28 protein-coding genes are annotated in these 26,286 nt (G+C 66.7%); 25 read left to right on the forward strand and 3 right to left on the reverse strand.

What is annotated here, in order from left to right; all coding sequences use genetic code 11:
* Nucleotides 1-3: 3 nt before the first annotated feature.
* Nucleotides 4-849 carry a DUF3109 family protein gene (locus tag GM1_RS06370; protein WP_008377468.1) on the reverse strand — a complete coding sequence of 282 codons (846 nt, stop codon included), beginning with the start codon at nt 847-849 and terminating at the stop codon, nt 4-6.
* A gap of 92 nt (nt 850-941) precedes the next feature.
* On the opposite strand from GM1_RS06370, the gene GM1_RS06375 reads away from it, so the two are divergent.
* The 9 genes from GM1_RS06375 to GM1_RS06410 all read left to right on the forward strand — a co-directional run bounded on the left by GM1_RS06375 (nt 942) and on the right by GM1_RS06410 (nt 8,551).
* The gene (locus GM1_RS06375; RefSeq protein ID WP_008377469.1) at nt 942-1,889 is read left to right on the forward strand and encodes a Ppx/GppA family phosphatase; all 948 of its coding nucleotides are present in this window, start codon (nt 942-944) and stop codon (nt 1,887-1,889) included.
* Between the two features lie 25 nt (nt 1,890-1,914).
* On the forward strand, nt 1,915-2,844 hold the full coding sequence (locus tag GM1_RS06380) for an Rv0497 family membrane protein (RefSeq protein ID WP_008377470.1): 930 nt from the start codon (nt 1,915-1,917) through the stop codon (nt 2,842-2,844).
* Nucleotides 2,845-2,852: 8 nt separating this feature from the next.
* Nucleotides 2,853-3,713 carry a sugar phosphate isomerase/epimerase family protein gene (locus GM1_RS06385; protein WP_008377471.1) on the forward strand — a complete coding sequence of 287 codons (861 nt, stop codon included), beginning with the start codon at nt 2,853-2,855 and terminating at the stop codon, nt 3,711-3,713.
* 6 nt (nt 3,714-3,719) lie between these two features.
* The gene (locus GM1_RS06390) at nt 3,720-4,589 is read left to right on the forward strand and encodes a thioesterase family protein (protein ID WP_008377472.1); all 870 of its coding nucleotides are present in this window, start codon (nt 3,720-3,722) and stop codon (nt 4,587-4,589) included.
* A 47-nt stretch (nt 4,590-4,636) separates the two neighbouring features.
* The gene (proC, locus tag GM1_RS06395; protein ID WP_008377473.1) at nt 4,637-5,467 is read left to right on the forward strand and encodes a pyrroline-5-carboxylate reductase; all 831 of its coding nucleotides are present in this window, start codon (nt 4,637-4,639) and stop codon (nt 5,465-5,467) included.
* Nucleotides 5,468-5,697: 230 nt separating this feature from the next.
* On the forward strand, nt 5,698-5,940 hold the full coding sequence (locus GM1_RS06400) for a helix-turn-helix domain-containing protein (protein WP_008377474.1): 243 nt from the start codon (nt 5,698-5,700) through the stop codon (nt 5,938-5,940).
* 244 nt (nt 5,941-6,184) lie between these two features.
* Nucleotides 6,185-6,286: a 30S ribosomal protein bS22 gene (locus GM1_RS21880; RefSeq protein WP_003402602.1), complete on the forward strand. Its 102-nt coding sequence runs from the start codon at nt 6,185-6,187 to the stop codon at nt 6,284-6,286.
* 55 nt (nt 6,287-6,341) lie between these two features.
* On the forward strand, nt 6,342-7,397 hold the full coding sequence (locus GM1_RS06405) for an NAD-dependent epimerase/dehydratase family protein (RefSeq protein ID WP_008377475.1): 1,056 nt from the start codon (nt 6,342-6,344) through the stop codon (nt 7,395-7,397).
* An 83-nt stretch (nt 7,398-7,480) separates the two neighbouring features.
* Nucleotides 7,481-8,551 carry a lysophospholipid acyltransferase family protein gene (locus tag GM1_RS06410; protein ID WP_008377476.1) on the forward strand — a complete coding sequence of 357 codons (1,071 nt, stop codon included), beginning with the start codon at nt 7,481-7,483 and terminating at the stop codon, nt 8,549-8,551.
* On the opposite strand, the gene GM1_RS06415 is transcribed toward GM1_RS06410, so the two are convergent.
* Together GM1_RS06415 and GM1_RS06420 are read right to left on the reverse strand one after the other, a co-directional pair.
* A complete protein-coding gene (locus GM1_RS06415) occupies nt 8,472-9,581 on the reverse strand; it encodes a type IV toxin-antitoxin system AbiEi family antitoxin domain-containing protein (RefSeq protein WP_040519622.1) in 1,110 nt (369 codons plus the stop codon). The two genes, GM1_RS06410 and GM1_RS06415, sit on opposite strands and share 80 nt — an antisense overlap.
* A 143-nt stretch (nt 9,582-9,724) precedes the next feature.
* Complete coding sequence (locus tag GM1_RS06420; protein ID WP_008377478.1) at nt 9,725-10,867, reverse strand: HAD family hydrolase; 1,143 nt, start codon at nt 10,865-10,867, stop codon at nt 9,725-9,727.
* 131 nt (nt 10,868-10,998) lie between these two features.
* Here GM1_RS06420 and GM1_RS06425 point away from each other — a divergent pair, with 131 nt between their 5' ends.
* The 16 genes from GM1_RS06425 (at nt 10,999) to resB (ending at nt 26,275) form a co-directional block, all read left to right on the forward strand.
* Nucleotides 10,999-11,259 (forward strand): glutaredoxin family protein, encoded by a 261-nt coding sequence (locus tag GM1_RS06425; RefSeq protein ID WP_008377479.1) that lies wholly within the window; start codon nt 10,999-11,001, stop codon nt 11,257-11,259.
* A gap of 149 nt (nt 11,260-11,408) precedes the next feature.
* Complete coding sequence (locus GM1_RS06430; protein ID WP_040519624.1) at nt 11,409-12,767, forward strand: glutamyl-tRNA reductase; 1,359 nt, start codon at nt 11,409-11,411, stop codon at nt 12,765-12,767.
* Nucleotides 12,768-12,815: 48 nt separating this feature from the next.
* Nucleotides 12,816-13,793, forward strand: coding sequence for a hydroxymethylbilane synthase (gene hemC, locus GM1_RS06435; RefSeq protein WP_008377481.1), 978 nt, complete (start codon nt 12,816-12,818; stop codon nt 13,791-13,793).
* 117 nt (nt 13,794-13,910) lie between these two features.
* Nucleotides 13,911-15,533 carry a bifunctional uroporphyrinogen-III C-methyltransferase/uroporphyrinogen-III synthase gene (locus tag GM1_RS06440; protein ID WP_008377482.1) on the forward strand — a complete coding sequence of 541 codons (1,623 nt, stop codon included), beginning with the start codon at nt 13,911-13,913 and terminating at the stop codon, nt 15,531-15,533.
* 14 nt (nt 15,534-15,547) lie between these two features.
* On the forward strand, nt 15,548-16,525 hold the full coding sequence (gene hemB / locus GM1_RS06445) for a porphobilinogen synthase (RefSeq protein ID WP_008377483.1): 978 nt from the start codon (nt 15,548-15,550) through the stop codon (nt 16,523-16,525).
* 47 nt (nt 16,526-16,572) lie between these two features.
* Nucleotides 16,573-17,121 (forward strand): hypothetical protein, encoded by a 549-nt coding sequence (locus GM1_RS06450; RefSeq protein ID WP_008377484.1) that lies wholly within the window; start codon nt 16,573-16,575, stop codon nt 17,119-17,121.
* A complete protein-coding gene (locus GM1_RS06455) occupies nt 17,118-17,588 on the forward strand; it encodes a hypothetical protein (RefSeq protein WP_008377485.1) in 471 nt (156 codons plus the stop codon). The genes GM1_RS06450 and GM1_RS06455 overlap by 4 nt, the downstream gene beginning before the upstream one ends.
* Nucleotides 17,585-18,205 carry a transport-regulating membrane protein Mce1N gene (gene mce1N, locus GM1_RS06460; RefSeq protein ID WP_008377486.1) on the forward strand — a complete coding sequence of 207 codons (621 nt, stop codon included), beginning with the start codon at nt 17,585-17,587 and terminating at the stop codon, nt 18,203-18,205. The genes GM1_RS06455 and mce1N overlap by 4 nt, the downstream gene beginning before the upstream one ends.
* On the forward strand, nt 18,198-19,100 hold the full coding sequence (locus GM1_RS06465; protein ID WP_008377487.1) for an SGNH/GDSL hydrolase family protein: 903 nt from the start codon (nt 18,198-18,200) through the stop codon (nt 19,098-19,100). Before mce1N ends, GM1_RS06465 begins: the two co-directional genes overlap by 8 nt.
* A gap of 64 nt (nt 19,101-19,164) precedes the next feature.
* Nucleotides 19,165-20,484, forward strand: coding sequence for an AAA family ATPase (locus GM1_RS06470; protein WP_008377488.1), 1,320 nt, complete (start codon nt 19,165-19,167; stop codon nt 20,482-20,484).
* A gap of 189 nt (nt 20,485-20,673) precedes the next feature.
* Nucleotides 20,674-21,213 carry an HNH endonuclease family protein gene (locus tag GM1_RS06475; protein WP_157435849.1) on the forward strand — a complete coding sequence of 180 codons (540 nt, stop codon included), beginning with the start codon at nt 20,674-20,676 and terminating at the stop codon, nt 21,211-21,213.
* Between the two features lie 83 nt (nt 21,214-21,296).
* Nucleotides 21,297-22,640 (forward strand): glutamate-1-semialdehyde 2,1-aminomutase, encoded by a 1,344-nt coding sequence (hemL, locus tag GM1_RS06480; RefSeq protein WP_008377490.1) that lies wholly within the window; start codon nt 21,297-21,299, stop codon nt 22,638-22,640.
* The gene (locus GM1_RS06485) at nt 22,640-23,266 is read left to right on the forward strand and encodes a histidine phosphatase family protein (RefSeq protein ID WP_008377491.1); all 627 of its coding nucleotides are present in this window, start codon (nt 22,640-22,642) and stop codon (nt 23,264-23,266) included. The genes hemL and GM1_RS06485 overlap by 1 nt, the downstream gene beginning before the upstream one ends.
* Before the next feature lie 5 nt (nt 23,267-23,271).
* The gene (locus GM1_RS06490) at nt 23,272-23,862 is read left to right on the forward strand and encodes a TlpA family protein disulfide reductase (protein WP_008377492.1); all 591 of its coding nucleotides are present in this window, start codon (nt 23,272-23,274) and stop codon (nt 23,860-23,862) included.
* The gene (locus GM1_RS06495; RefSeq protein ID WP_008377493.1) at nt 23,859-24,668 is read left to right on the forward strand and encodes a cytochrome c biogenesis CcdA family protein; all 810 of its coding nucleotides are present in this window, start codon (nt 23,859-23,861) and stop codon (nt 24,666-24,668) included. Before GM1_RS06490 ends, GM1_RS06495 begins: the two co-directional genes overlap by 4 nt.
* Entirely contained in the window at nt 24,665-26,275 is a 1,611-nt protein-coding gene (gene resB, locus GM1_RS06500) for a cytochrome c biogenesis protein ResB (RefSeq protein ID WP_008377494.1), read from the forward strand. Before GM1_RS06495 ends, resB begins: the two co-directional genes overlap by 4 nt.
* Nucleotides 26,276-26,286: the final 11 nt, after the last annotated feature.

Raw genomic sequence — 26,286 nt, forward strand, 5'->3', positions numbered from 1 at the left:
GGGCTACAACTGCTCGTACTTGAGGTCGGTGGCGCGGCGGGAGGTGGCGGCCGCGGTCGCCGGATGGACGGCGATGAGCCCCAACTGGTTGCGGCGGCCGCACGCGGCGGCGATGACGTCGTAGGCGGGTTCGCCGACGAGCTCGATGAGTTCCGGCTTGTACGACTCGAACACCTGCGTCGCACCGATATGGGCGTCCGGTGAACCCGAGCAGTACCAGTCCAGGTCGTGGCCGCCCTCGCCCCAGCCGCGTCGGTCGAACTCGGTCAGCGTGGTCTTGAGGATCTCGGTGCCGTCGGGGCGCGTCACCCAGTCCTGCTCCCGCCGCATCGGCAGCTGCCAGCACACGTCTGGTTTCACAGTCAGCGGCTCGATGCCTTTGCGCAGAGCCATCCCATGCAGCGAACAGCCTTGTCCGGCAGGGAATCCGGGCCGATTCAGGAAGATGCACGCACCGTCGTGGAGTCTGGTCTTCAACGCCGGTTCGCCCTCGAGGTCTTCGTTCTCCTCGAGATAGCCGCCGGGTCCGAGCGGGTCGTCCGCCGAACCCTCGGCGAAGAACTCCCAATCGTCCGGCGTCAGCATCGCCACGCCGGCGGCGAGCCGTTCGCGGTCATCGTCGTCGGTCAGGTACGCACCGTGCGTGCAGCATCCGTCGGGCTGTCGGTCGCTGATGATCCCCTGGCAGGCGGGAGTGCCGAACACGCAGGTCCAGCGCGACAGCATCCAGGTTAGGTCCACACTGATCAGGTGCTCGGGATCGGCCGGGTCGAAGAACTCGTACCACTCGCGCGGGAAGTCGAGGCTCACTTCGGGGGCGGGGGAGGACTTCCGCTCATCGTCGGACACAAGGGCCCTTCCTGTTGGACGTGCGGCTCAACGGTAGCTGCCCGCTCGCCGACCGAGTCGCGCGGATCGGACTCGCCGAGTACTTTTGACCGGTGAGACTTGGAGTGCTCGACGTTGGCAGCAATACCGTGCACCTGCTGGTGGTCGACGCTCATCGGGGTGGACATCCGAACCCGATGAGTTCGACCAAAGCGGTGCTGCGGCTCGCGGAGGAGATCGACGAGAACGGCCGCATGCGCGATTCCGGTTCCCGCGCACTGGTCTCCACGATCGAGGACTTCACCCGCATCGCAACTTCGTCCGGCTGTGAGCAGGTGATGGCGTTCGCCACCTCGGCGGTCCGGGACGCCACCAACTGCGATGAAGTGCTCCGCAAAGTCAAGGACGCGTCCGGCCTCGATCTGCAGGTCCTCGAAGGCATCGACGAGTCGCGTCTGACGTCGCTTGCGGTCCGCCGCTGGTACGGGTGGAGCGCGGGACGCATCCTCGCCTTCGACATCGGCGGGGGAAGTCTCGAGATGTCGAACGGCGTCGACGAAGAACCGGATGTGGCGCTGTCACTGCCGCTCGGCGCAGGTCGACTCACCCGCGAATGGCTGCAGGGCGACCCGCCGAGCAAGCGGCGCGTCTCAGTTCTGCGTGACTGGCTCGACGCCGAGCTGAAGGAACCTGCGAAGGAACTGCGTGCGGCAGGCAAGGCCGACCTGGCGGTCGGATCGTCCAAGACGTTCCGGTCCCTCGCTCGCCTGACCGGCGCCGCGCCTTCCGGTGCAGGTCCACGCGTCAAGCGGACCCTGACGGTCAGCGGACTGCGGCAGCTCACCGCCTTCATCTCCCGGATGACCACGGCCGACCGCGCCGAACTCGAAGGTGTCAGTGCCGACCGTGCACCGCAGATCGTCGCAGGCGCGCTGGTGGCGGAGGCCGCAATGCGGGCGCTCGGAGTCGATACACTGGACATCTGCCCGTGGGCTCTGCGGGAAGGTGTCATCTTGCGCCGTCTCGATTCCGAGCCCGCAGGCGCGATGACCACCAACTGACTGCACGAAGGGACGGTGCGACCCTATGGCGGACGAGGCCGAGCCGGAGTCGAAGCCGATCACCGTATCGGAACTGATCGCACGATCCGGGGGCGACGACGCCTTCCCCAGATCGGAGTCGGTGTCGGTCCGACGCCCCGGGAGTGACACCTCCGGGACCACGTCGTCGGGTATGCCGTCGTACACGGCGCCGACCAAGCGGTCGGCGGCCGACGCCCCGCGAAGCGTCGGCGCGAGTGGGATGCCGGGCTACACGCCTCCGTCGACTGCCTCCGAACCCGAATCGAACGACGTCACCGGCATCATCCCGGTGGTGTTCGACGATGCCGACACCGGATCGCTCCGCAAGGTCGAGGCCGACGACGTCTTCGACTACGACCTGCCGCCCGCGGTGATCCACACGTCGGCCGTCGACTCCTACGGAACCGCAGACGCCGTCGAGGACACCACGTCGATCCCGCTCGTCGACGATTTCGTCGACGCGGACGCCGACGAACCGGCCGACGCCTCGGACGAGTCGAACCTCGACGACGACGCGCATGACGTCGCCGATCAGATCCTCGACGACTCGGATGAGGCGGCCGAAGCCAAGGCGGCCGCCAAGGCGGCGAAGGCGGACGAGAAGGCCGCCAAGAAGGCGGCGAAGGCAGAAGCGAAGGCGGCGCGGGCCGCTGAACGTGAAGACTCCGAACCGTCCGCTGCAGCAGGGTGGGCGGCGTTCGCGGGTGAGATCGTCCTCGGCCTCGGCGTGGGCGCCGGGCTGTTCTGGGGCTTCACCGAGCTCTGGAAAAAGTACGTCTATCTGGCGTTGGTGCTGGCCATCGTGGTGATCTTCGCGATCGTCACCTTCGCACACGTGCTGCGCAAGCGGGACCTGCCGACAACGCTGCTCGCCTTGGCCGTCGGCATGCTCGTGACCATCGGGCCCCTCGTCTTCCTCGCGGCGCAACCCTAGAGGATCCGGTGAGCCAACTGCGTTTCCCGATTCCGATCGGCCTGTCGACGGCGTCCGTGTACCCGCAGAACACCGAGGCGGCCTTCGCCTACGCCAATGAACTCGGCTACGACGGTGTGGAGCTGATGGTGTGGGGCGAGGCCGTCAGTCAGGACATTCCGCAGGTCGCGCGGTTGTCGCAGAAGTACCAGGTGCCCGTTCTGTCGGTGCATGCACCATGCCTGCTGATCTCGCAGCGAGTGTGGGGCCGGGACCCGAAGGCGAAGCTCGCCCGATCGGTGCGCGCGGCGGAGGAACTCGGCGCCTCGACGGTCGTCGTGCATCCGCCGTTCCGGTGGCAGCGGGACTACGTCGCCGCGTTCGACGATCTCGTCGCCGAACTGGAGTCGACGTCCGACGTGTCCGTGGCAGTGGAGAACATGTTCCCGATGCGCGCGGATCGCTTGTTCGGCGGCGGGACGCGGCCTGCGCAGCGGATGGCGCAACGCGGTGGCGGCCCCGGCGTCAGCGCCTCGGCGTTCGGCAAGCCGATCGACCCGACTGCGGTCGGGTACGACAACTACACACTCGACCTGTCGCACGTCGCGACGGCGGGTGATGACGCTCTCGCGATGGCCGACCGTATGGGCCGGGGCCTCAAACATCTGCATCTGACGGACGGCACAGGCGCCGCCCACGACGAACATCTGATCCCCGGCGACGGCACCCAGCCGTGCATCGAAGTGTGCCGAAGGCTCGCCGAGAGCGACTTCGACGGCGCCGTGGTCCTCGAAGTGCACACGTCGGGCGCCAAGACGAAGAACGACAGGGCCGCGATGCTCGCCAGGTCTCTGGAATTCGCGCGCACCCACCTCAACCGCGACAGGTAGGAATCCATGACCAAGCTCGCCGACCTCCTGCGTCTGGAGACGCTCGCCCGTGGTGCGGACGGCTCGTCCGTCACCTACGGGGCCGTCATCGACGAGGCGTTCACGATCGGCCCGAAGGTGCACGGCGGCAGCCTGCAGATGGTCATCACGCGAGCGGCCCGCGCCGCGCTCGTCGACCTCGCCGCGCCCGACGCCGACCCCGCGCTCGTCGAGGGCGTCACCGCCATCGCGGTCGCGAGCGATTTCCTCGCAGCGCCCGATCCGGCAGCGGTCTCGGTCGACGTCTCGATCATCAAGCGCGGACGGACGGTGTCCCTCGCGCGCGTCGAGGTGACGCAGAACCAGCGGACCATGGTCACCTCGACTGTCACTCTCGGGCGGCTCGACGAGGGTGAGTCGACGTATCGCGCCGACGGCCTGCTTGCAGGAATGCCGGTGGAGCCGACATCCGACGGTCTGGGAGTCGCGAACAGCCCGGTCGGCGAGGTGATGCACCTCGGCGTCGCCGCAGACTTCGTGCTCGACGCGGCATCGTTCCCCGTCGCGCGCGGAGAGAAGGGCGATCCGGTGATCCGCGGGTGGGTCCGGGCCAAGGACGTCGATCAGCAGCCCGACGACCTCGGCCTGGACCTTCCGGTGCTGGTCTGCGACATCTCACCGCCGGTGGTGATGAATCTCGGCCTGTTCGGTTGGGCGCCGACCGTCCAGCTGACCACCTACGTCCGACGGCTCCCGGCGCCGGGATGGCTGCGGTACGAGGCGTCGACCGTCGAAGTGGGACGCGGCATGTTCTCCGAAGACCACCTCGTGGTGGACTCGACCGGTGCGGTGGTCGCTCAGTCGCGACAGCTCGCGCTGATTCCGGCTCGTCGATGACGGCCGCCCTGACAAGACGAAACGACAATGAAGGACAGTGAACTGACATGAGCGAGCGGGTAGCGATCATCGGCGGCGGCAAGATCGGTGAGGCGCTGCTCGCCGGTCTGATCAACGCGGGGAAGCCGGTGAAGGATCTCGTCGTCGTCGAGCGGTCCAAGGCCCGGTCCGCGGAACTGATCGAGGACTACGGAGTCCGTGTCACCACCGACATCGTCGATGCTGCGAGCGGAGCGCAGGTCGTGTTCATCGCGGTGAAGCCGGATGCCGTCGACTCGGTGCTCCCGCCGCTGGCGAAGGCGGACGACTCCGGCGACGACGAACGGATCACGATCACTCTGGTCGCAGGCATTCCCGCTGAGCGTTACGAGGCGTCGCTGCCCGCAGGCTCGCCGGTGATCCGCGTCATGCCGAACACGCCGATGCTGGTGAACGAGGCCATGTGCGCGGTCAGTCCCGGCCGTTATGCGAACGACGATCAGGTGGCCGTCGCGGTACGTCTGTTGGAGTCGGTCGGCAAGGTGATGGTGGTCCCGGAGAAGTCGCTGGATGCGGTCACTGCGATCTCCGGGTCGGGACCCGCGTACTTCTTCTTGATGGTCGAGGCGATGATCGACTCGGGTGTCGCTCTCGGCCTGACGCGTCAGCAGTCGGCGGAACTGGCGGTGCAGACGGTCAAGGGATCCGGTGTGCTGCTGGCCGAGTCGGGCCTGACCGCCGTCGATCTGCGCGCGGCGGTCACCTCACCTGGTGGAACGACGGCCGCTGCGCTTCGTGAGTTCGAACGGTACGGCCTCCGGCACGCGGTGAACGAGGCCACTGCGGCCTGTGCGAAGACCAGCGCGCGCATGGCACGTCGACCCGAAGTTGAGGGTTGATCCGCCACTGCGTGTCGTTGCCGTGGATTCGCCCAGTACTCGTGGTAGCGCCGCTGCCAGCGGCAATGGTGGTGAACACGCGGTGAATGGCAAAGAGACGGAACTCATTCTTTCTCTCACGTCGCACTATTCACATCCGCCACGCTAAGGTACAACCAGCACGTACGTGTCTGATGTCCGCCGGAGGGGAAGCCGGTGGCCGCGATGCGTGCACCGGAGGTTATGAATACATGGCTGCAGAAAAGCCGGGTGAACGGAACGATTTCGCCGATCGTGGAGTTGCGAATGCATCGTCCGCCTCGCAGTTCCTCACCGTCGCAGAAGTCGCGTCGCTCATGCGCGTGTCCAAGATGACCGTGTACCGCCTGGTGCACAACGGCGAACTCCCTGCCGTCCGCGTGGGACGTTCGTTCCGCGTGCACGCCAAGGCAGTTCACGAATACCTCGAGACGTCGTACTTCGACGCCGGATAGTTTTTCCTGCTCTTCACTGATCACACCGCCCGTCGTGCATCAACGCCGGGCGGTGTGATCGTGTCTGAGCAAGGACGCTTCACCGCCCGATTTCGCCTCGTGTTCATTCGGGCGGTAGGATTGGCGATCAGGTCGCTGTCGCCCCTGGGCTCGTATGAGCTTGAAGAGTCGGCGACGGCCCCGGACAACAATGCCGGCCCCCTGTGGGGCGGGAGACACACCATCGATCGTGAGGGAGAGCCCCATGGGTTCCGTTATCAAGAAGCGCCGCAAGCGCATGTCGAAGAAGAAGCACCGCAAGCTGCTCCGCCGCACACGTGTGCAGCGTCGTAAACTCGGCAAGTGATCGATGGACCCGCCCGCGAGGGCGGGTTCTTTCGTTTCGGCACTATCCTTAGCCCATGAGCGAAGACACCGAGAAGCACGTGCCGCGATCTGTGCTCGTCACAGGCGCGTCGACGTTCCTCGGCGGCTATCTCGTCGCGAGACTGGCGGCGAACCCGGAGATCGACCGGGTGGTGGCCGTCGACTCGCGGGTGCCGCGCAAGGACCTTCTGCGGCGCATGGGTCGCGCAGAGTTCCTGCGCCTGGACATCCGACGACCCGCCATCGCGAAGGCGATCGCCACGTACGACGTCGACACGGTCGTGCACGCGGCGCCGTCGATCATGGACAACGTCGAGCACTCGGCGGCGATCAAGGAACTCAACGTCGTCGGCTCGATGCAGGTGTGCGCCGCGTGTCAGCGCAGCCCATCGGTCAAGCGGCTCATCCTGCGGTCGAGTTCGATGGTGTACGGCGCGACGTCCAAAGACCCGGCGTCGTTCACCGAGGGCACCCGCGCCCGCAAGGAGCCGCGCAACGGGTACGGCCGCGATCTGATCGACGTCGAAGGGTACGTGCGCGGCCTGTCGCGTCGTCGCCAGGACATCGACGTCACGATCCTCCGCTACCAGTCGATGCTGGGGCCGCGGATCAAGACGCGCATGGGCGGATACCTGTCGATGCCGCTGGTCCCGACCGCGTTCGGGTTCTCACCGCGCCTGCAGTTCCTGCACGAAGAGGATGCGCTGGCCGCGATGGAGCACGCGACGCTCAACCGGACACCGGGAACGTTCAACGTCGCGGGTGACGGCGTGGTGAGCCTCGGCCAGGCGGTTCATCGTGCCGGCCACATCCAGTTGCCGGTGGCGCCGAGTCTGATTCCCCCGTTGATCGGCGTTCTGCAGGACGGCGGAGTCCCGATGATCCGGTCGGAGCACACCGCCTACCTCACCTACGGGCGCGTCCTGGACAACACCCGCATGCGCACCGAGTTCGGCTTTGAACCGAAGTTCACCACGCTGGAGACCCTCGACGACTTCATCACCCGCGGAAAGACCGAACCGGTGCTGTCCGCCGACGCGTGGCGCGGCTTCGAGGCCAGGGCTGTGGCGACCGCCACGGCACTGCAATGACGGGCCCGTCCGCCCGTAGTATGTGAGCGAGACATTTGTCGAGTTCGACGGCCGCCGCCGTCGACGAGTGAGAGGAGAAACCCATGGCCGCGGCAGAGAAGCCGACCGATTCGCGTACCGCCAAGGTGATCGCCCTCTACACCGATCCCCGACTGGGCCGACGCACCGACGTCGGGCACCCGAACACCGACGGCTTCGGCCGTCCCGCAGCGCCCGTCACGCCGATCCACGACGGCATCGACTTGCACGACGAGCCGCTGCCCATCGCACCGAACCGCAATTCGCCGCTGTTCAGCCTCGGCGGTCTGCGCGGCGCCGTCGCCGACACCCTGATCGCGACGTCCGGGTTCATTCGCGAGCGCATGACCGGCGACTTCGCCGTCGACGACTTCGGTTTCGACCCGCATTTCGCGGAATCCGTGTGGTTCCCGGCGGTGCGCCAGGTGTACCAGAAATGGTTCCGCGTCGAAGTGACCGGAATCGAGAACCTCCCGGCGAGCGGCGGCGCTCTGCTGGTCGCCAACCACGCAGGCACGATCCCGGTGGACGCGCTGATCACGTCGCTCGCCGTCCGTGACAATCATCCGAACGAGCGCTACCTGCGTGTTCTCGCGGCCGACATGGCGTTCGAGACGCCCGTCATCAGCGATCTCGCCCGGCGCATCGGCGCGACACTTGCATGCAACGCGGACGCCGAAGCGCTTCTGCGTCGCGGTGAGCTGACCGCGGTGTGGCCGGAGGGTTTCAAGGGCATCGGCAAGCTGTACAAGGACCGCTATAAACTGCAGCGTTTCGGCCGCGGCGGTTTCGTGACGACCGCGATCCGCACCAAGGCGCCGATCATTCCGGTTTCGATCGTCGGGTCTGAGGAGATCTACCCGATGGTCGCCGACCTGAAGCCGCTCGCGCGGACCCTCGGCTTGCCGTACTTCCCGGTGACACCGCTCTTCCCGTGGCTCGGTCCGCTCGGCATGATTCCGCTCCCGTCCAAGTGGCACATCCACTTCGGCAAGCCGATCGCGACCGACGTCTACGACGAGCAGGCCGCGGACGATCCGCTTGTCGTCTTCGACCTCACCGATCACGTCCGCGAGGAGATCCAGCAGACTCTGTTCCGGATGCTCTCCCGCCGCGGCAGCGTCTACCTCGGCTGATCTGCCTTCGGAACGGCTGGGATTCCGCCACTTGTGACGAGTACTTGGTCACAACCGGCGGAAAGTCCACGCGAAGTGGGCAGTCCGGCTGTCGGCACGGGCGAGGACGGCCCGTCCAGCCGAGTCGACGAAGGAGCCGCGCGATCTTCGCGGCCGTCTCACATGGTCGGTCGAACGCCTGCCCGAACCCGACACGCACGGTGCGCTTGTCCTCCCCAACAGCCGCGTCGAGATCACGTTCCAAATCAGCGTCACGCGAGTGCGCGTCGTCGTGGCCGAGTCGGCTGTCGAGTTCGACGATGAGCCCGTAGTCGCGATACTCGAGATCGCGAAAGCCCGGTCGACCGACTGCGGTCGGAGACTGTCGGATCGGCTGAGGTAGGCCGTGAGCACGCTCGACATGGGTGAGATACCGATGCTCAAGGGTCGAGCAGACTCCGGAGCGGACATCGAGAAGCACTTTCGCGAGGAACGTGGCCCGTTTGATGCACGGACGGTTCGCCAGCGCCCCGAGCAGACGGTCCGCTGTGGTGATCCGCGACTGCACCGGATCAGTGAGGGCGGCGATCACATCGACGACGTTCCGAGCGTGCGCGGCGCAGTCGAGCACTGCGTGCTCGACCCGCATCCGGGGTGGGTTCGCGTTCCACATCGCGACGTCGTCCAACCCGGAGCGGTAGTGGATGATCAGCCCCGGCCGTGATTCCACGCTGCGTCGGCTGTCGACGACGATGTGCACGGGACCGTTCGGATCGCCGGACCGGAGTGTCGCGTGTATCGCCGACTGATAGCCGAGCACCGCAGGTGCGGCGTACAGGATTGCGCACCACGCTCGCTGTTCCCAGGTCAGTGGCCCAGTGTGCGTCACGTACACGCCGCGGTGCACCGCGACCCACTCGCGCCGGTACACGCGGCGCCGAACGAACGCAGAATCGGCTCCACAGTCGAGCGCCTGCCGCCTGCTGATGACCCCGGATTGTTCGCGTGCCAGCCGCTCGACGCGACGAGCGACTTCGTTGCTGTCCCCCATGCCCACAGGATGGGCCGGAAATCATGGATATCCCGGCCATCTCGCGATCTGTGGACAAAGCCGCCGGTAGTTTCCGCCAGTTGTGACGAACATGTCGTCACAACCGGCGGAAAGCAATCACGTGGTGGATGCTTGCGCGTTGGCTACTTGCGGCGGAGGAGGCGGGAAGCTGCGGCGGCAGTGCCGCCCGCGACGCCCAGAACGACGGCGGAACGGACGCCGTACTTGGCGGCCTTGCGGGCCGTGCGGAAGTCGTAGGCCTCCCACCCGCGCACCCGTGCGATCTCCTTGAGATCGGTGTCCGGGTTGATCGCGACCGCCGTGCCGACCAGCGACAGCATCGGGACGTCGTTGTGCGAATCGGAGTAGGCGGTGCAGCGCTTCAGATCGAGCCCTTCGCGAACGGCGATCGATCGGACCGCGTGGGCCTTGCCCGGCCCGTGCAGGATGTCGCCGACGAGTCGTCCGGTGAACTTCCCGTCGACGCTCTCGGCGACCGTGCCGAGCGCGCCCGTCAGGCCGAGCCGTTTGGCGATCGTCTGTGCGAGTTCGACGGGCGTCGCGGTGACCAGCCACACCTGCTGGCCTGCGTCGAGATGTCGCTGGGCGAGAGCGGCGGTGCCTGGCCAGATCTTGTCGGCGATGAACTCGTCGTAGATCTCCTCGCCGAGCTCGACCAGCTCCGACGTCTCGCGTCCCGCGATGAACGACAGCGCCTTGTCCTTGCCCTGTGCGACGTCCTCGGCGTTCTCCTTGCCGGTCACGCGGAACTTGGCCTGCTGCCACGCGAAGTTCGCGATGTCGCCGTACGAGAAGTATTTGCGCGACGCGAGGCCGCGCGCGAACAGAACGATCGACGCACCGTGGACCAACGTGTTGTCGACGTCGAAGAAGGCGGCGGCGGTGAGGTCGCGGCTCTGCGTCTCGTCGACGGGGATCCGGTTTCCGAGCGATTCGATCGCGGCGCGGGCGGACGCCTCACCCGCGAGAGTCTGCCGAAGCTCTTCAGCCGTCTGCAGGAATCGCCCTGCGCGACGGTTCAACCACGCGCTCATCCGGTGGAACTCGTCGTCCTCCGTGGGGCCGTCCCACTCGGCGAGGTCAGTGTCGTCCGACAGGCGGGCGCCGTCGCGGTCGTGCAAGACGTCGTCCCCGTCCACGTCTGCGGTGTGATCGACGTCGAACTGCTCAGACTCGAGCTCGCGGGCTTCGTGCAGGTCGGCCTCGTGATCGGAGGCCTCCTCCGGCGTGTGCTCATGATCAGGTTCCATCGAATCGCGGCTCATCGGCCACCTCCTGTTCGTCACGAGTGCTCACTCCACAGTGGAATGCTGCCAGCCTATCGCGGGGCGCCGACGGGGATGCCGTGACAAGCGGTCGCCGTGAGAGAACTCGCAGGACTGGCAGACTGGACGTCATGGACGTCACTGTGGAACTGATGTCGCGGGCCGGCTGCCATGCGTGCGCCGCCGCCGAGAAGGACCTGCACCGCATCCTTTCCGACTACGGGCTCACCGCCCGGATCGTCGACGTGGACGCCGCCGCAGATGCGGGGGACCCGGCGTTGCGCGCTGAATACGGAGACCGCGTGCCGGTCGTCGTCGTCGACGGCGAAGAGCACGGATACTGGGAGGTCGATGAGCCGCGACTGCGCGCTGACCTGGACAGGCTCCGTTAACGGACTGTCCATCGAATGTCTGACTCCCCACATCGAGACGACAGAGGTGCATTTGTACCAACGTGTGAACTAGCCTGAGAAGACATGTGCCCATCGGATCGGCATCACAGGGGTGCCGGGAAACCGGTTGGCTGGAAACGGGCGATGCAGTGAGTGTCTTGTTGTTCGGGGTGTCCCATCGGAGCGCTCCGGTGTCGGTTCTCGAACGACTCACCGTCTCCGACACCGACCGACCGAAGATCGTCGAAGCGCTCGTCAGATCGCCTGCGGTCTCCGAGGCGATGCTCGTGTCGACGTGCAACCGCGTCGAGGTCTACGCGGTCGTCGAGGCGTTCCACCCGGCGTTGGAAGCGGTCGGCGACGTATTCGGTCAGCACACCGGGATGAGCGTCTCCGAGCTCACCGGCCACGCGTACGTGCGGTACTCCGAGGCGGCAGTGGAGCACCTGTTCACAGTCGCTGCCGGGCTCGACTCCATGGTCGTCGGCGAACAGCAGATCCTGGGGCAGATCCGTACCGCGTACACCGAGGCGGACCAGCACAAATCCGCAGGCCGCACGCTTCACGAACTCGCCCAACAGGCTCTGCGGGTCGGGAAGCGGGTTCACCACGAGACCGGCATCGATCGAGCAGGCGCCTCAGTCGTCTCGGTCGCGCTGCATCGAGCGCAGGCCACGCGGAACGCGGGCGCGGACCAGCCGCCGATGCGGTCGGCCGTGGTGTTCGGCGCCGGTGCGATGGGATCGCTCGCCACCAGCCAACTCGCTCGCGACGGCGTCCACGAGATCACCATCGTCAATCGGACTGCGGCTCGCGCGACTGAACTCGCCGAGGGTGTCGCCGAGCGGTACGGGGTGACCGCGTACGGCACGTCGTTCGACTCGATGGCCGAGGTCATGGCCGACGCCGACGTCGTCGTCACATGTACCGGATCGGTCAGCTCCGTGATCGGTGTGGCCGACGTGCACTCGGCGCTCAAACAACGCACCAACCCCGCCCCACTCATGTTCTGCGATCTCGGGATCCCCCGGGACGTCGATCCCGTGGTGGCTGCGCTGCCCGGCGTGCACGTCATCAACATCGAGGGACTCCGCGACGACGAGGAGACCAAGGCCGCGCAGGACGACGCCGTCGCTGCTCGCGGCATCGTCGCGGCCGAACTGTCGGACTACCTCGCCGCCCAGCGTCAAGCCGAAGTGACGCCGACGGTGGCCGCGCTGCGGCAGCGGGCAGCGGACCTCGTCGAAGCGGAGATCCTGCGCCTGCAGTCACGACTGCCCGACCTCGACACCGCGCAGCGCGACGAGGTCGCCAAGACGGTGCGACGCGTTGCGGACAAGCTCCTTCACGCGCCGACGGTGCGGGTGAAACAACTCGCGTCCACTGGTCGAGGCGACCACTACGCCGAAGCGCTCCGCGAACTCTTCGAACTCAAACCCGGTGCAGCCGAGTCGGTCTCGGCCTCCGAAGCGGGGATCGCAGCACACGGCGACTCCGACTCCCACTGAGCTGGGCCCGCTCGACTCGACGATCACGAACGACAGGACGGCTTCAACGTGTCTAATTCTGCGAACATCCCCTCGACTGAGAACTCGCTCGGGGAGCGGGGCGTGATCCGCATCGGGACGCGAGGGTCACTCCTGGCGACCACGCAGGCGCAGGGGATCGCGGATCGGCTGACCGCCAACGGGCACCCCGCAGAACTGGTCATCATCAGCACCGCGGGCGACACGTCGACAGCTCCGGTCGCACAGATCGGCATCGGCGTGTTCACCACCGCCATCCGCCTCGCGTTGCGAAACGGTGAATGCGACGTCGCGATCCACTCATACAAGGACCTCCCGACGGCACCCGAGCCGGACCTTGTGATGGCCGCTGTCCCCGAGCGCGTCGATCCGCGAGATGCGCTGGTCAGCCGGGGTGGAATGGTCCTCGGTGAGTTGCCTGCAGGGTCGACGATCGGCACTTCGTCCCCGCGACGCGCCGCGCAGCTTAAAGCACTGGGTCTCGGTTTGGAAATTCGCCCCCTACGAGGCAACCTTGATTCTCGGTTGGGCAGAGTCGCGAACGGGGAACTGGACGCGGTAGTGGTCGCCCGAGCCGGACTGGTGCGCATCGGCCGAGCCGATGCAGTCACCGAGGCGCTTGATCCCGTGGTCATGCTGCCTGCTCCGGCACAGGGGGCCCTGGCCGTCGAGTGTCTCGCCGACGATGCCGAACTGGTGAGAATACTCGCCGAGTTGGACGACCCGTCCACACGTGCAGCGGTCGACGCCGAACGCGCAGTGCTCGCGGCCCTCGAGGCCGGATGCACCGCCCCGGTCGGAGCGATCGCCGAGGTGGTCGAGTCGATCGATTCCGGTGGGCGCATCTTCGACGAACTCTCGCTTCGCGCGGGAGTCGCGGCCGAGGACGGATCCGATGTGATCCGCGCTTCGGTGGTGGGCCCGGTGGATCGTGCCGTTGAACTCGGAGAGAGTCTCGCCGCCGAACTGCTGGAGCTCGGCGCGGCCGACTACGTGCCCAGGAAGTGACGCCTGGGCCCGGACACGGGCCGTCCACGCGCCAGCAGGAGGAAGTCGACGGGCCGGGCGGACCGGGCCGTCGAACGAACTGCAGCCCCCTGGGCGGGGGCAGGAGAGTGCGAACGCATGAGCCGTACGAAGAATGCTAAACCCGGCCGAATCCTGTTCGTGGGGTCGGGTCCCGGTAACCCGGACCTCCTGACCGTCAAGGCACAGAACGTGCTGGTGAACGCGACGTCGGCATTCGTCGACCCGGACGTTCCCGCCGCTGTCGTCGAACTGATCGGTTCAGCCCATGCACAAGTCGAGCCCGTGCCGACACGCGCGGGTCGCAAAGCCGCCGAAGCCGCAGCCGCTGAAGCCGCGGAGCAGGACGCCGTCGACGTCGTCCGCCCCGCACTCGGCGATCCCACCCAGGTCGCGAAGACCCTCGTCGCTGAAGCGAAGACCGGCGTCAACGTCGTCCGCGTGGTCGCAGGCGACCCGATGAGCGCCGACTCCGTCCTCGCCGAGATCAGCGCCGTCGCGCGCACATCCGTCTCGTTCGAGGTGCTCCCGGGCATCCCGTCCGACGCAGTCGTCCCCAGCTTCGCGGGTATGCCGATCGGTTCCGGACACACCGTGGCCGACGTCCGAGGCGACGTCGACTGGGCGGCTCTGGCCGCAGCACCCGGACCGCTCGTCCTCCATGCGACCTCCGGTCACCTCGCCGAGTTGGCCAGCGCGCTGACCGAGCACGGTGTGGCGCCGCAGACGCCGGTCGCGATCACCGTCAACGGCACCACGTGCGCGCAGCGCACCATCGAAGCCACTCTCGCCACCGTCAACGACCTCGGGAACGCCCTGACCGGACCCCTCGTCCTGACTGTCGGCAAGGTCGTCACCCAGCGCGCCAAGTTCTCGTGGTGGGAGTCGCGCGCCTTGTACGGCTGGACCGTGCTGGTGCCCCGCACCAAGGACCAGGCCGCCGACATGAGCGAGCGCCTCGAATCGCATGGCGCCATCCCGCGTGAGGTTCCGACCATCGCCGTCGAACCGCCGCGCAGCCCGGCGCAGATGGAACGCGCCGTCAAGGGCCTCGTCGACGGTCGTTACCAGTGGGTCGTCTTCACCTCCACGAACGCCGTTCGCGCAGTCTGGGAGAAGTTCGAGGAGTTCGGGCTCGACGCCCGAGCGTTCTCGGGTGTGAAGATCGCCTGCGTCGGCGAAGCGACCGCGGCCAAGGTCCGCTCGTTCGGCGTCAACCCCGAGCTGCTCCCGAGCGGCGAGCAGTCGTCGCTCGGCCTGCTCGACGAGTTCCCGCCGTACGACGAGGTGTTCGACCCGGTGGACCGCATTCTGCTCCCGCGCGCCGACATCGCGACCGAGACGCTCTCCGAGGGCCTGCGTGAGCGCGGCTGGGAGATCGACGACGTGACCGCGTACCGCACGGTCCGGGCAGCTCCGCCGCCAGTCGAGACGCGCGAGATGATCAAGACCGGCGGATTCGACGCCGTCTGCTTCACCTCGAGCAGCACCGTCCGCAATCTCGTCGGCATCGCGGGCAAGCCTCACGCGCGCACGATCGTCGCCTGCATCGGCCCGAAGACGGCCGAGACCGCAGTCGAGTTCGGTCTGCGCGTGGACGTGCAGCCCGAGTCGGCGTCGATTCCGGACCTGGTCGACGCACTCGCCGCCCACGCGGCGCAACTGCGTGCAGAGGGTGCGCTGCCGCCCCCGCGTAAGAAGTCCCGCCGCTCGCGTTCGTGACACAGGAGGTCGGCATGAGCACCGGTTTCACTCGTCTGCGTCGTTTGCGGACCACCCCGGCGATGCGCAGGCTCGTCGCGGAGACCCGCCTGGATCCTGCGCAGCTGGTGCTGCCGATGTTCGTCGCCGACGGCATCGACGCGCCTCGCGAGATCACGTCGATGCCCGGCGTCTACCAGCACACGATGGAGTCCCTCCGCGTGGCTGCCGCCGAGGCTGTCACGGCAGGCGTCGGTGGGCTGATGCTGTTCGGAGTCCCGAAGGAGGACGACAAGGACGCCGTCGGTTCCGGCGCGGACGATCCGGACGGTGTGCTCAACCGTGCGCTGCGAGTACTTCGTGACGACCTGGGCGACACCACGGTTCTGATGGCCGACACGTGTCTCGACGAGTTCACCGACCACGGGCACTGCGGCGTCCTCGACGCCGACGGTCGTGTCGACAACGACGCGACCCTGCCCCGCTACGAGTCGATGGCCGTCGCGCAGGCTCGAGCCGGCGCACACGTCGTCGCACCGAGCGGCATGATGGACGGCCAGGTCGCTGCGATCCGGTCCGCCCTCGACGATGCGGGCTTCGCCGACGTCTCGATCCTCGCCTACACGGCCAAGTACGCGTCCGCGTTCTACGGCCCGTTCCGCGAGGCCGTCGGATCGTCGCTGGAGGGCGACCGTCGGACCTACCAGCAGGATCCTGCGAACAGACTGGAGTCGCAGCGCGAGCTCCTCGCCGACCTCGACGAGGGTGCGGACATGGTGATGGTCAAACCGGCCATGAGCTACCTCGACATCCTGCGCGACGTCGCCGACCGGTCCGACGCTCCCGTCGCCGCGTACCAGGTGAGCGGTGAGTACGCGATGATCGCCGCAGCAGGCGCACAGGGTTGGATCGACGCGGACGCCGCGTTCTACGAGTCCGTCCTGTCGATCGCCCGCGCGGGCGCCTCGATCATCCTGACCTACGCCGCCGTGGACCTCGCACGTCGGCTCTGAGGCTTCGCTGTGAACCGGTCTCAGCTAGACCAATTACTCTGGAGTGCATGACCGTCCCCCCACCCGTACCTGACACAACGGGCGCTCCCAACCGCCCGGAGAGTGTGAGGCTGGCCGTTGAACTCTGGGCCGTGGTGATCGTTGCCATGGCGATCGTGATGATCGCCCGCTATCCGATCGCGTTCGAGGTGTCCGAGGACTACCTCGACGACATGAAGAAGGCAGGCGAGGACGTTCCGTTCAGCGCGACCGCGCTCGCGGTGGTTGTGACAGTTCTGTCGATCGCCGTGATCACGGCCATCACCGCAGTGGTCCTCAAGTTCACCTGGGACGGGCGCAACTGGGCCCGTCAGACACTTGGTGTGTTCAGCGCATTCCTCGCGGTTCAGCTCGTCTTCGGGGTGATCTCCCTGTTCATCACCACCGACAGCAACGACGGGGCTACCGTTCCAGCATGGGCGACGATCTTCGTGATCATCGGCGGTGTCGCGGCGATCGGCGCGCTCGTCGCGTTGATGCATCGAGACACCACCGTCTTCTGCCGTGACGTCGCGGCGTGGCGGTCCGGAAATCGACAGAACGGCGGTGTGCGGTGATCGAGATCAAAGCCCGAACCAGAGGCCCGAAGCCTGATCCGAAGGACCGTCCGACGCTCGTCGTGTGGGCGATGCGGCTGTGGATGATCTCCGGTGCGCTGCTGATCGCACTGGGCGTACTCACCGTCGTCGACCAGTCGGTGAACGTTGGACTCGAGTTCGGTCCGCTCGCGATCGGCGTGCTCATCATTCTGCTCGGCGTCGCATATCTGCTGCTCGGCGCGAAGACGTATCGCGGAGAGCTGCAGTGGCGGTCGTCGCTGTCGGCGCTGACATGCGTTGTCGTCGCCATGCTGCTGCCGCTGACGATCGGCTTCCAGAGCGGCGGCCTCGCTGTTGCCCTGGCGTGCGCGGTGATCGGCCTCGCCGGTTCGTTGCTCGCGTATCGGCCGCGCGCCGACAAGTGGTTCAACTGCAAGCTCAGCGGCGACTGCGAACCCGATTCGACGTCAGGCTCCGTCTCGTGACCGACAGTTCGGACGAGCGCCAGACGGACGAACCCGAGGTCGACACAGTCGAGGCTGAGGACACCCGGCCCGCCGACGCGGAGACCGAACCCGCTGTTGCGCTCGATCCGCTTCCGGAGGACGTGGGGGAGACGCTCTTCTACGAACCCGGTGGCAGTTGGTGGGTGGTCGTCATCGGGCCGGCGTTGTTGGCGCTGACGTTGTGGCTCGAGATCGCTGGCAAGGGCCGCATCCACTGGGAGGTCCTCACGATCTTCGGCGTGGTGCTCATCGGCTTCTCGATACTGCAGGTCAAGGCCGCTCGACGCCATGTCTCGGTGCGCCTCACCGAGCAGACGCTGCAGCAGGGCACTCGAACCATCGCTCTATCCGACATCGTGACGGTGTACCCGGAGAACCGCGGCGGCGACTTCCAGGACTGGGAGAGCGCTCCCGCACTCGGCGAGCTGCACGCGGTGCCGCGTCGTCGGAAGGGCGTCGGCGTCAAACTGAAGAACGGCAAATTGGCGCAGGCGTGGGCACGCGACGTCGACCGCTTCCGCTCGGAACTGACCGATGCACATCTGGCCGTGAAACTCGGTCTTCCGCCGAAGGGGACGAAGTCGCCAGGTGAGTGACCGGAGATTCGGCCCCGGCGTCGCGGCGGCCGCGGTTCTGACAACACTCGCGGTGATCGTCGGAGGCGTGGTGTGGATGAACTCGCGCGGCGGGCCCGACGACACCTCCCGGGCCGCTGAACCTCCTGCACGGGTGATCCAGCACGTCAATCTCGGCGACAGCTTCGCTGCGGGAACCGGCATCCTGCCGCTTCAGCCAGACTCCCAGTTCACCTGCCAACGGTCGTCGTCCGACTTCGCGACCGTGCTCGCCGCCCGCCGTGGTCACCACCTCGTGGACGTCGCCTGCGCGGGCGCGCGGACCGAACACCTGTACCGGGCCCAGTACGAGGGCGCAGGACCTCAGCTCGACGCAGTCACTCCGAACACGGATCTCGTCACACTGATGATCGGTGGCAACGACGCGTCGCTCTACTCATCGTTGATCAGGGACTGCGCAGACGTGGCCGACACCGACCCGTCCGGCGCGCCGTGCAGAACCGAACTGGGTTCCGGTCCCGCGGACTCGATCCGGGAGGAAATCGCTCCGGCCGTCGAGAAGGGACTCCGCGACATCGCGGCCCGCGCTCCACACGCGAGGGTCGTGATCGTCGGATACCCGTGGCTGGTACCGCCGTCGACGTCGTGCAGGCCCGCCGTCCGGATCGCCGACGGAGACATCGCGTACGTCCGACGAGTGCAGTCGCGGCTCAACGCGGCGATCGCACGAGCCGCGTCTGCGGCTGGGGCGACGTTCGTCGACATGTCGGTCCGCTCCCGCGGCCACGACGCCTGCGCGGCGAAGGGCATCCGCTGGATCGAACCGATGGTCGGCGGGTCGTCGCCGATCGTGATGCACCCCAATGCGGCGGGGCAGCGAGCGATCGCCGACGCTGTCGAGTCCGCGCTCGGATGATATAGCGGCCACTTTCAGCGACAGCGTGTCACAGAAAGTGCCATCCATCGAATACGTTTGAACCATGTCAGATCGGAATCGGTGGGCGGTGCAACGGCTCCAGCTGGAGAACTTCAGGTGCTTTGATCGGCTCGACATAGACTTCGATCCCGACCTCACAGTGTTCATCGGTGTCAACGGTGCAGGCAAGACGGCGGTTCTCGATGCCCTTTCGGTCATGCTCTCGACGGCTCTGTACGAGCTCGGGGATGATCGTCGTGGGTTCGCAACATCTGATGTCCGCTTGGTTGCGGACGTCGACAGCGCTTCGTCCGTGGCCTCGATGGAGGCAGAGTATCCAGTGTCGGGGCTCCTACAGGCTGAGCTTGCGGGGCGTCAGTGCTGGTGGCGACGAGTGAAGACGAGCCGTTCAGGCCGTACGAGTTGGGCGGAGAAGAAGGCGATCGATGCAATCGTCACGGATGCGTGGAACGCCGCCACCGCCGACGATCCGATTTCGATGCTGCCGGTCGTAGCGATGTACGGCGTGGAGAGGCTCGTCGGCGTGCGGAACGCGCGCGGTGCCATTCCTCGTTCTCGCAAGTCCGCTTATGCTGCGGCACTCGACGGGAAGTCAGATCTCACACGACTGTCGACCTATATTCAAGGATTGACAGTCGACGACTACACCGCCACAGTCGAGCGCGGCATCCCGGATTCTCCCGAGTCGCGTCAGCTCGCAGCGATCCGCCTCGCGTGTGACCGGGTGCTCGAAACGACGGGCTGGCGAGGGCCGTACTGGCGGCAGAACGTCGGAGAACTCACGATGGCGCATGACGAGCACGGAGAGCTCCCGCTGTCATTTCTGTCGAGCGGCTTGAAGATCGCCGCCGGACTGACGATCGACCTAGCGAGCCGCGCCGCTCGTGCGAACCCCGCGATCGGTGGAGCAGAACTGTTGGACTCGGTTCCGGGGATCGTTTTGATCGACGAGGTCGACCTCCACCTCCATCCAGACTGGCAGCAGCAGATCATCCCGTCGATGCGGACCGCGTTCCCCAATGTTCAGTTCATCGTCACGACTCATAGCCCGCAGGTCCTATCGACAGTTCCGGCCGACCAGATCCGAGTCTTGGACGGCGACGCCGTGTCGCACGTCGATTTCTCGGAGGGACTGCGCAGTGATGTCGTGCTTCGTGAAGTAATGGGCACTGACCCGCTCCCTGATGTGGCAGTGACGAGAAGACTCCGAAAGTATGTGGAACTCGTCGGAGACGGCCACGGATTGGGTGACGAGGCACAGGGCTTGCGGAGGGCACTGGACGATGAGCTCGGTGGGGCAGCGTTTGTGCCCGCGCTGGCGGACGCCGACGCCAGCATGACGTTCTACGACCTGGACGAGTGAATGAGGCGGATTCCGAAGGGGGCGGAGCCGAACATACTTCGCGAGGCGAATGCACGCGGTGTCCACTACGACGACTGGGACGGCAAACTGCGCACCGCGATACGAGCGGCGCTTCATGCAGAGCAGAACGGGGTGTGCGCATACTGCGAGCGTCCCGTTCGAGTCGAGCGGTCCGACGATGTGTCACGGATGGTCGTCATCGAGCACTTTCATCCTCGTTCCGGATCGCCGCGCACCGGCAAATGGAAGAGCTCGCAGTGTCGAGCAGCGTCAGGAGCAACGAGCCATGAGTCGTCGAGAACCGCGTGGTCGAACTTGTTGCTGTCGTGTGACGGGTCAGGGCCGCACGGTGCGCGCACATGTGATTCGAAGAAGGGCGGCTCGGACATCTGTTCCCGATTCGCGAATCCGAAGACGACGCATCTCGACCGCTTGGTGGACATCGGCCGAGATGGCCGTGCACGGCCCGTCGACAGTCTGCCTCCCGGTGCCGACGCCGTGGTCGACAGCGAACTGAACCTCAATGCAGAATTCCTGTGCGAGGCGCGCAGGTCGTATTTCGCAGTTCAACTCCGTGAGTACAACAAAGCCAAGACACGGCACAGAGGACTGTCTTCGGTGCAGAAGCAGATCCTCGTCAACCGATTTCGAGAGCGAGCAAGCCGGCCGGGCACCCCGCACCCGTCGGTTCTGCTCGCGGTCGCGAACAGCATCGAGGCGAAAATCTAAGGAATGAACGTCGCCGTCGTTCAAACCTGAGAACAACCTGGGCCGATTGGGTGCATCGCTGAGGTTTTGGGACACTGGAAGTCATGGCCGCACCAGCCGAGAACACCGCACCGTCCACCGCTCGCAGCGAGGAGTACTTCGCCCGTGCCGCACATGCGACGCCGGGCGGTGTGAACTCCCCGGTCCGTGCGTTCTCGGCCGTCGGAGGCACCCCTAGGTTCATCACCTCGGCCTCCGGGTCCACGCTGACCGACGTCGACGGCAATACCTACGTCGACCTGGTGTGTTCTTGGGGTCCGATGATCCTTGGGCACGCCCATCCGGCAGTCGTGGACGCAGTCCGCACAGGCGCCGCCGGCGGCCTCTCATTCGGTGCTCCGACCGTCGGAGAGATCGAACTCGCCGAAGAGATCATCGACCGCGTCGACCCGGTCTCCCGCGTCCGACTCGTCAACTCGGGCACCGAGGCGACGATGTCGGCGGTCCGACTCGCTCGCGGATTCACCGGTCGAAGCAAGATCGTGAAGTTCTCCGGCTGTTATCACGGTCACGTCGACGCACTGCTCGCGGACGCGGGCTCAGGCCTGGCGACGCTCGGGCTGCCGACCTCGCCCGGTGTGACCGGAGCGTCCGCGCACGACACGATCGTGCTTCCGTACAACGATCTGGCCGCGGTCGAGGCCGCGTTCGCCGAGCACGGTGCAGACATCGCCGCGGTCATCACCGAAGCCGCCGCGGGAAACATGGGCGCGATCGCGCCCGTCGCCGGATTCAATGCGGGTCTGCGAGCGATCACCGCACAGCACGGCGCGCTGCTGATCATGGACGAAGTGATGACGGGCTTCCGGGTGAGCCCGGCCGGCTACTACGGCCTCGACGGTGTGGCTGGTGACCTCTACACCTTCGGCAAGGTGATGAGCGGTGGACTGCCTGCCGCCGCGTTCGGCGGGCGGACCGACATCATGGAGCACCTCGCCCCCCTCGGGCCCGTCTACCAGGCCGGAACCCTGTCCGGCAATCCCGTTGCCGTCGCGTCCGGCCTCGCCACGCTCCGAAACGCCACCGCCGACGTGTACGCGACCCTCGACGCCAACGCGAATCGCATCGCGGGAATGGTCGGCGACGCGTTGACCGCCGCGGGCGTGGCCCACCGGGTGCAGTTCTCCGGAAACCTGTTCAGCTTCTTCTTCACCGACAGCGACGAGCCGATCGTCGACTATGCGGGAGTCAAGAAGACGCAGACCTGGCGCTTCGCGCCGTTCTTCCACGCACTGCTGGCGGGCGGCGTGTACGCGCCGCCGAGCGCCTTCGAAGCGTGGTTCGTGTCCGCAGCGCTGGACGACGACGCGTTCTCGCGCATCGCCGACGCACTGCCCGCAGCTGCCGCCGCCGCGGCCGCAGCGCTCGCCCCCGGAGAGGGAAACTGATGAAGACGATCGTCCACATGATGCGCCACGGCGAAGTCCACAATCCCGAGGGCATCCTGTACGGCCGCCTGCCCGGCTTCCGCCTGGCGGAGAACGGGCGCGACCAGGCGCAACGTGTTGCGGACGCACTCGCCGATCACGACATCTCCCACGTGTTCGCATCGCCGCTGCAACGCGCGCAGGAGACCGCCACTCCGATCGCCGCCGCGCACGGCAAGGAGATCATCACGATTCCGGACCTCATCGAGGCCGGAAACCAGTTCGAGGGTCTGCGGGTGGCAGTGGGCGACGGCGCCTTGCGCCAGCCGCGTCACTGGGCGAAGCTGCGCGACCCGTTCACCCCGTCGTGGGGCGAGCCCTACATCCAGATCGCTCACCGCATGCTCGCCGCGGCGAGCGAGGCACGTGACGCCGCTCGCGGCCACGAAGCCGTGTGCGTCAGCCATCAGCTCCCGGTCTACACTCTCCGTCGATTCCTCGAAGGTCAGCGGCTCTGGCACGACCCGCGGGTGCGCCAGTGCTCGCTGGCCTCGCTGACCAGCCTGGTCTACGACGGTGACGCGCTCATCGACATCGTGTACTCGGAGCCGGCCGGAGCGTCGGACCCCCGCATCACGGGCGCGTGACGACGATGGCTCGACTTCGCCGCGTCGCGGCTGCCGCCGTCGCGCTGTTCACCGCTGTCGCCGTCATCGCGGGCTGCAGCACCGGCGACGACGCCGTCGTCCCGGCACAGGGAAACCAGTTCGTGTCGCCGGACGGCAAGATCGTGATCGAGTACCCGATCGACCAGCGGCGTACCGTCGGCGACGTCAAGGGCCCGGATCTGTTGACCGGTGAGACGATCTCGATCTCGAAGTTCCAGGGCGACGTCGTCGTGCTGAACGTGTGGGCGTCGTGGTGCGCGCCGTGCCGCAAGGAGTTCACCGAACTCGACGCCGCGTACCTCGCGACCCGGGACAAGGGTGTGGCGTTCCTCGGAATCGACTTCCGGGACAGCAAATCGAGCGCGCAGGACTTCGTGAGCGACAACAAGGTCGCGTACCGATCCATCTTCGACTACGGCGGAGCGTCACTCGCCTCGCTCGGAGTTCCGGTCGGCGCAGTCCCGACGACAGTGATCCTGGATCGTCAGCACCGACCCGCCGTGGTGTACCTGCGGTCGATCACCGCAGACGAGCTCAAGGCAGCCGTCCTTCGCGTCGCGAGCGAGTCGAAATGACCGTGACGCCCCTGGCGTCGGTCGGCGAGACGTTCGCCACGACCGTCACCTCCGGCCCGCTCCTGCTCGGCATGGGCGCGGCCATGATCGCAGGTCTCGTCTCGTTCGCGTCACCCTGCGTGGTTCCGCTGGTCCCCGGATACCTGTCGTACCTCGCAGGCCTCGTCGGCGCGGACGCGCCCGCGGTGACGGCGACCGAGGGACGGAAGAAGGGGCGGTACCGAGTAGTCGGCGCGGCGGGCCTGTTCGTCCTCGGCTTCACCGTCGTCTACGTTCTTGCGACGGCGGCGGTGTTCGGCCTCACGGCGACGTTCCTCGATGCAGAGCGACTCGAGCTGTGGCAGCGCATCGGCGGTGTCATCACGATCATCATGGGCCTGGTGTTCCTGGGCATGATCCCGTTTCTGCAGCGTGACCGCCGAATGGCCCCGCGCCGCTACTCCGGCGTGATCGGCGCGCCGATCCTCGGCGGCGTCTTCGCCATCGGTTGGGTCCCCTGCACCGGCGCCACGCTCGGCGCGGTCGTCGTCGCCGGAATGTCGACCGAAGGGTCGTCGGCCTGGCGCGGAGCGCTGCTGGTGACCGCCTACTGCCTCGGCCTCGGTCTGCCGTTCCTGATCATGGCGGCGTCGTCGGCTTGGGCGGTGCGGAGCCTTGGCTTCCTGCGCAGGCACACTCGCGTCATCCAGATCATCGGCGGTGTCTCACTGATCATCCTCGGAGCACTGATGGTGACCGGAGCATGGATGGACTTCGTCAACTGGATCCGCCTCCATCTGATCAGCGACTGGGAAGTGGGCATATGAGTACGCCGAATCCGGTGCAGCGCTTTGTGATCGCGCCGCTCCGCAAGACCTGGCGCGGTCTGACGTCGATGCGGACAGCACTCGCCCTGCTGTTCCTGCTGGCGTTGGCCGCCATCCCCGGCGCACTCCTGCCACAGCGTGACCTCAATGAGCAGAAGACGCTCGACTACATCGCCAAGCGCGGTGAACTCGGTGTGTGGATGGACCGGGTGCAACTGTTCGACGTGTACTCGTCGAGTTGGTTCACCGCGATCTACGTGCTGCTGTTCGTCTCACTCGTCGGGTGTCTGACGCCGCGCATCTGGGAGCACTACAAGGCGATGCGGACTCCGCCCGTCGCCGCGCCGCGCAACCTCAAGCGCCTGCCGCGTCACGTCACCGAGACCGTCGACGGCGAGCCTGCCGAGATCGCCGAGCGGATCACCGGGAACCTTCGCGGGTGGCGCACGCGGACCGTCGTCGTCGAACCGTCGAAGCGGTATCCCGACGGCGCCGTCGAGGTGTCGGCGGAGAAGGGCTACCTCCGCGAGTTCGGCAACCTCGTCTTCCACTTCGCGCTCTTGTCGCTGCTCGTCACGATCGCGGTGGGCAAGATGTTCGGCTACGAGGGCACTCGCACACTGGTCGCCGACGGCGAGCAGGTCCTGTGCAACACGTCGACGGCCGTCTACGACTCGTTCCGTTCGGGGGCGATGGTCGACGGCACTGAGCTGGCGCCGTTCTGTTTCCGCGTCGACGACTTCTCCGCGACGTTCCTCGAGTCGGGTCAGCCGGACATGTACGACGCGAAGGTGGCGTACACCGACGATCCGGCGTCCGACCCCGCGACGTGGGACAAGACCTCCGTGCAGGTGAACAAGCCGCTGCGCGTCTCGGGCGACCGCGTCTACGTGCTCGGCAACGGTTTCGCGCCGACCTTCACGGTCACGTTCCCCAATGGTCAGAAGCGAACGCAGACCGCGCCGTTCATCCCCCAATCCACTCAGACGATGCTGTCCGAGGGCGCAGTCCGTTTCGACACACCCGCGGGCATGTTCCCGGACGCCGACGTCCGCCGGAAGAACCAGATCGCGATCGAGGGTCTGTTCGCGCCCGACCCGGTGTTCATGCACAACCTGCTCGACTCGCAGTCGCCCGTCGTGAACTCGCCCGCAGTGGCGATCCGCGTGTACCGCGGCGACACCGGCATCGACACCGGTCAACCGCAGAACGTGTACACGCTCGACCAGAAGCTCATCGATCAGGGACGACTGACACGGAAGGCGTCAGTCAACCTCGAAGTGGGCCAGGACACCGTGCTCGACGACGGGACACGCGTCTCGTTCGACGGCTACAAGCGGTGGGTGTCCGTGCAGGTGTCGCACGACCCGGCGCAGGGCGGAGTACTCGTCTCGGCCGTCGTCATGGTCCTCGGACTGCTCGTGTCGCTGCTGATCCGCCGTCGCCGTATCTGGGCTCGGCTGGTGCCAGACACGGAAGTCCGACGTACTGTAGTAGAAGTGGCCGGACTGGCCCGGACCGATCAGGCGGGCTGGGGCGAAGGCTTCGAAGACCAGGCGCACGGTCTGTTGACCGACGCCGACAAGCGCGGACGCGGTCGACTGTGACCCGACGCGAG

This window comes from Gordonia malaquae NBRC 108250 (assembly GCF_000344135.1).
In the GTDB taxonomy this organism is placed as follows: domain Bacteria; phylum Actinomycetota; class Actinomycetes; order Mycobacteriales; family Mycobacteriaceae; genus Gordonia; species Gordonia malaquae.

What these genes read in the sequence shown, in the direction of transcription:
- GM1_RS06470 (WP_008377488.1), top strand. Translation starts at nt 19,165, where the DNA reads ATGTCAGATCGGAATCGGTGGGCGGTGCAACGGCTCCAGCTGGAGAAC.
- GM1_RS06390 (WP_008377472.1), top strand. Translation starts at nt 3,720, where the DNA reads ATGACCAAGCTCGCCGACCTCCTGCGTCTGGAGACGCTCGCCCGTGGT.
- GM1_RS06495 (WP_008377493.1), top strand. Translation starts at nt 23,859, where the DNA reads ATGACCGTGACGCCCCTGGCGTCGGTCGGCGAGACGTTCGCCACGACC.
- proC (WP_008377473.1), top strand. Translation starts at nt 4,637, where the DNA reads ATGAGCGAGCGGGTAGCGATCATCGGCGGCGGCAAGATCGGTGAGGCG.
- GM1_RS06490 (WP_008377492.1), top strand. Translation starts at nt 23,272, where the DNA reads ATGGCTCGACTTCGCCGCGTCGCGGCTGCCGCCGTCGCGCTGTTCACC.
- GM1_RS06475 (WP_157435849.1), top strand. Translation starts at nt 20,674, where the DNA reads ATGGTCGTCATCGAGCACTTTCATCCTCGTTCCGGATCGCCGCGCACC.
- GM1_RS06420 (WP_008377478.1), bottom strand. Translation starts at nt 10,867, where the DNA reads ATGAGCCGCGATTCGATGGAACCTGATCATGAGCACACGCCGGAGGAG.
- GM1_RS06380 (WP_008377470.1), top strand. Translation starts at nt 1,915, where the DNA reads ATGGCGGACGAGGCCGAGCCGGAGTCGAAGCCGATCACCGTATCGGAA.
- GM1_RS06485 (WP_008377491.1), top strand. Translation starts at nt 22,640, where the DNA reads ATGAAGACGATCGTCCACATGATGCGCCACGGCGAAGTCCACAATCCC.
- GM1_RS06450 (WP_008377484.1), top strand. Translation starts at nt 16,573, where the DNA reads ATGACCGTCCCCCCACCCGTACCTGACACAACGGGCGCTCCCAACCGC.
- GM1_RS06425 (WP_008377479.1), top strand. Translation starts at nt 10,999, where the DNA reads ATGGACGTCACTGTGGAACTGATGTCGCGGGCCGGCTGCCATGCGTGC.
- GM1_RS06410 (WP_008377476.1), top strand. Translation starts at nt 7,481, where the DNA reads ATGGCCGCGGCAGAGAAGCCGACCGATTCGCGTACCGCCAAGGTGATC.
- GM1_RS06440 (WP_008377482.1), top strand. Translation starts at nt 13,911, where the DNA reads ATGAGCCGTACGAAGAATGCTAAACCCGGCCGAATCCTGTTCGTGGGG.
- hemB (WP_008377483.1), top strand. Translation starts at nt 15,548, where the DNA reads ATGAGCACCGGTTTCACTCGTCTGCGTCGTTTGCGGACCACCCCGGCG.
- GM1_RS06415 (WP_040519622.1), bottom strand. Translation starts at nt 9,581, where the DNA reads ATGGGGGACAGCAACGAAGTCGCTCGTCGCGTCGAGCGGCTGGCACGC.
- resB (WP_008377494.1), top strand. Translation starts at nt 24,665, where the DNA reads ATGAGTACGCCGAATCCGGTGCAGCGCTTTGTGATCGCGCCGCTCCGC.
- GM1_RS06400 (WP_008377474.1), top strand. Translation starts at nt 5,698, where the DNA reads ATGGCTGCAGAAAAGCCGGGTGAACGGAACGATTTCGCCGATCGTGGA.
- hemL (WP_008377490.1), top strand. Translation starts at nt 21,297, where the DNA reads ATGGCCGCACCAGCCGAGAACACCGCACCGTCCACCGCTCGCAGCGAG.
- GM1_RS06405 (WP_008377475.1), top strand. Translation starts at nt 6,342, where the DNA reads ATGAGCGAAGACACCGAGAAGCACGTGCCGCGATCTGTGCTCGTCACA.
- GM1_RS21880 (WP_003402602.1), top strand. Translation starts at nt 6,185, where the DNA reads ATGGGTTCCGTTATCAAGAAGCGCCGCAAGCGCATGTCGAAGAAGAAG.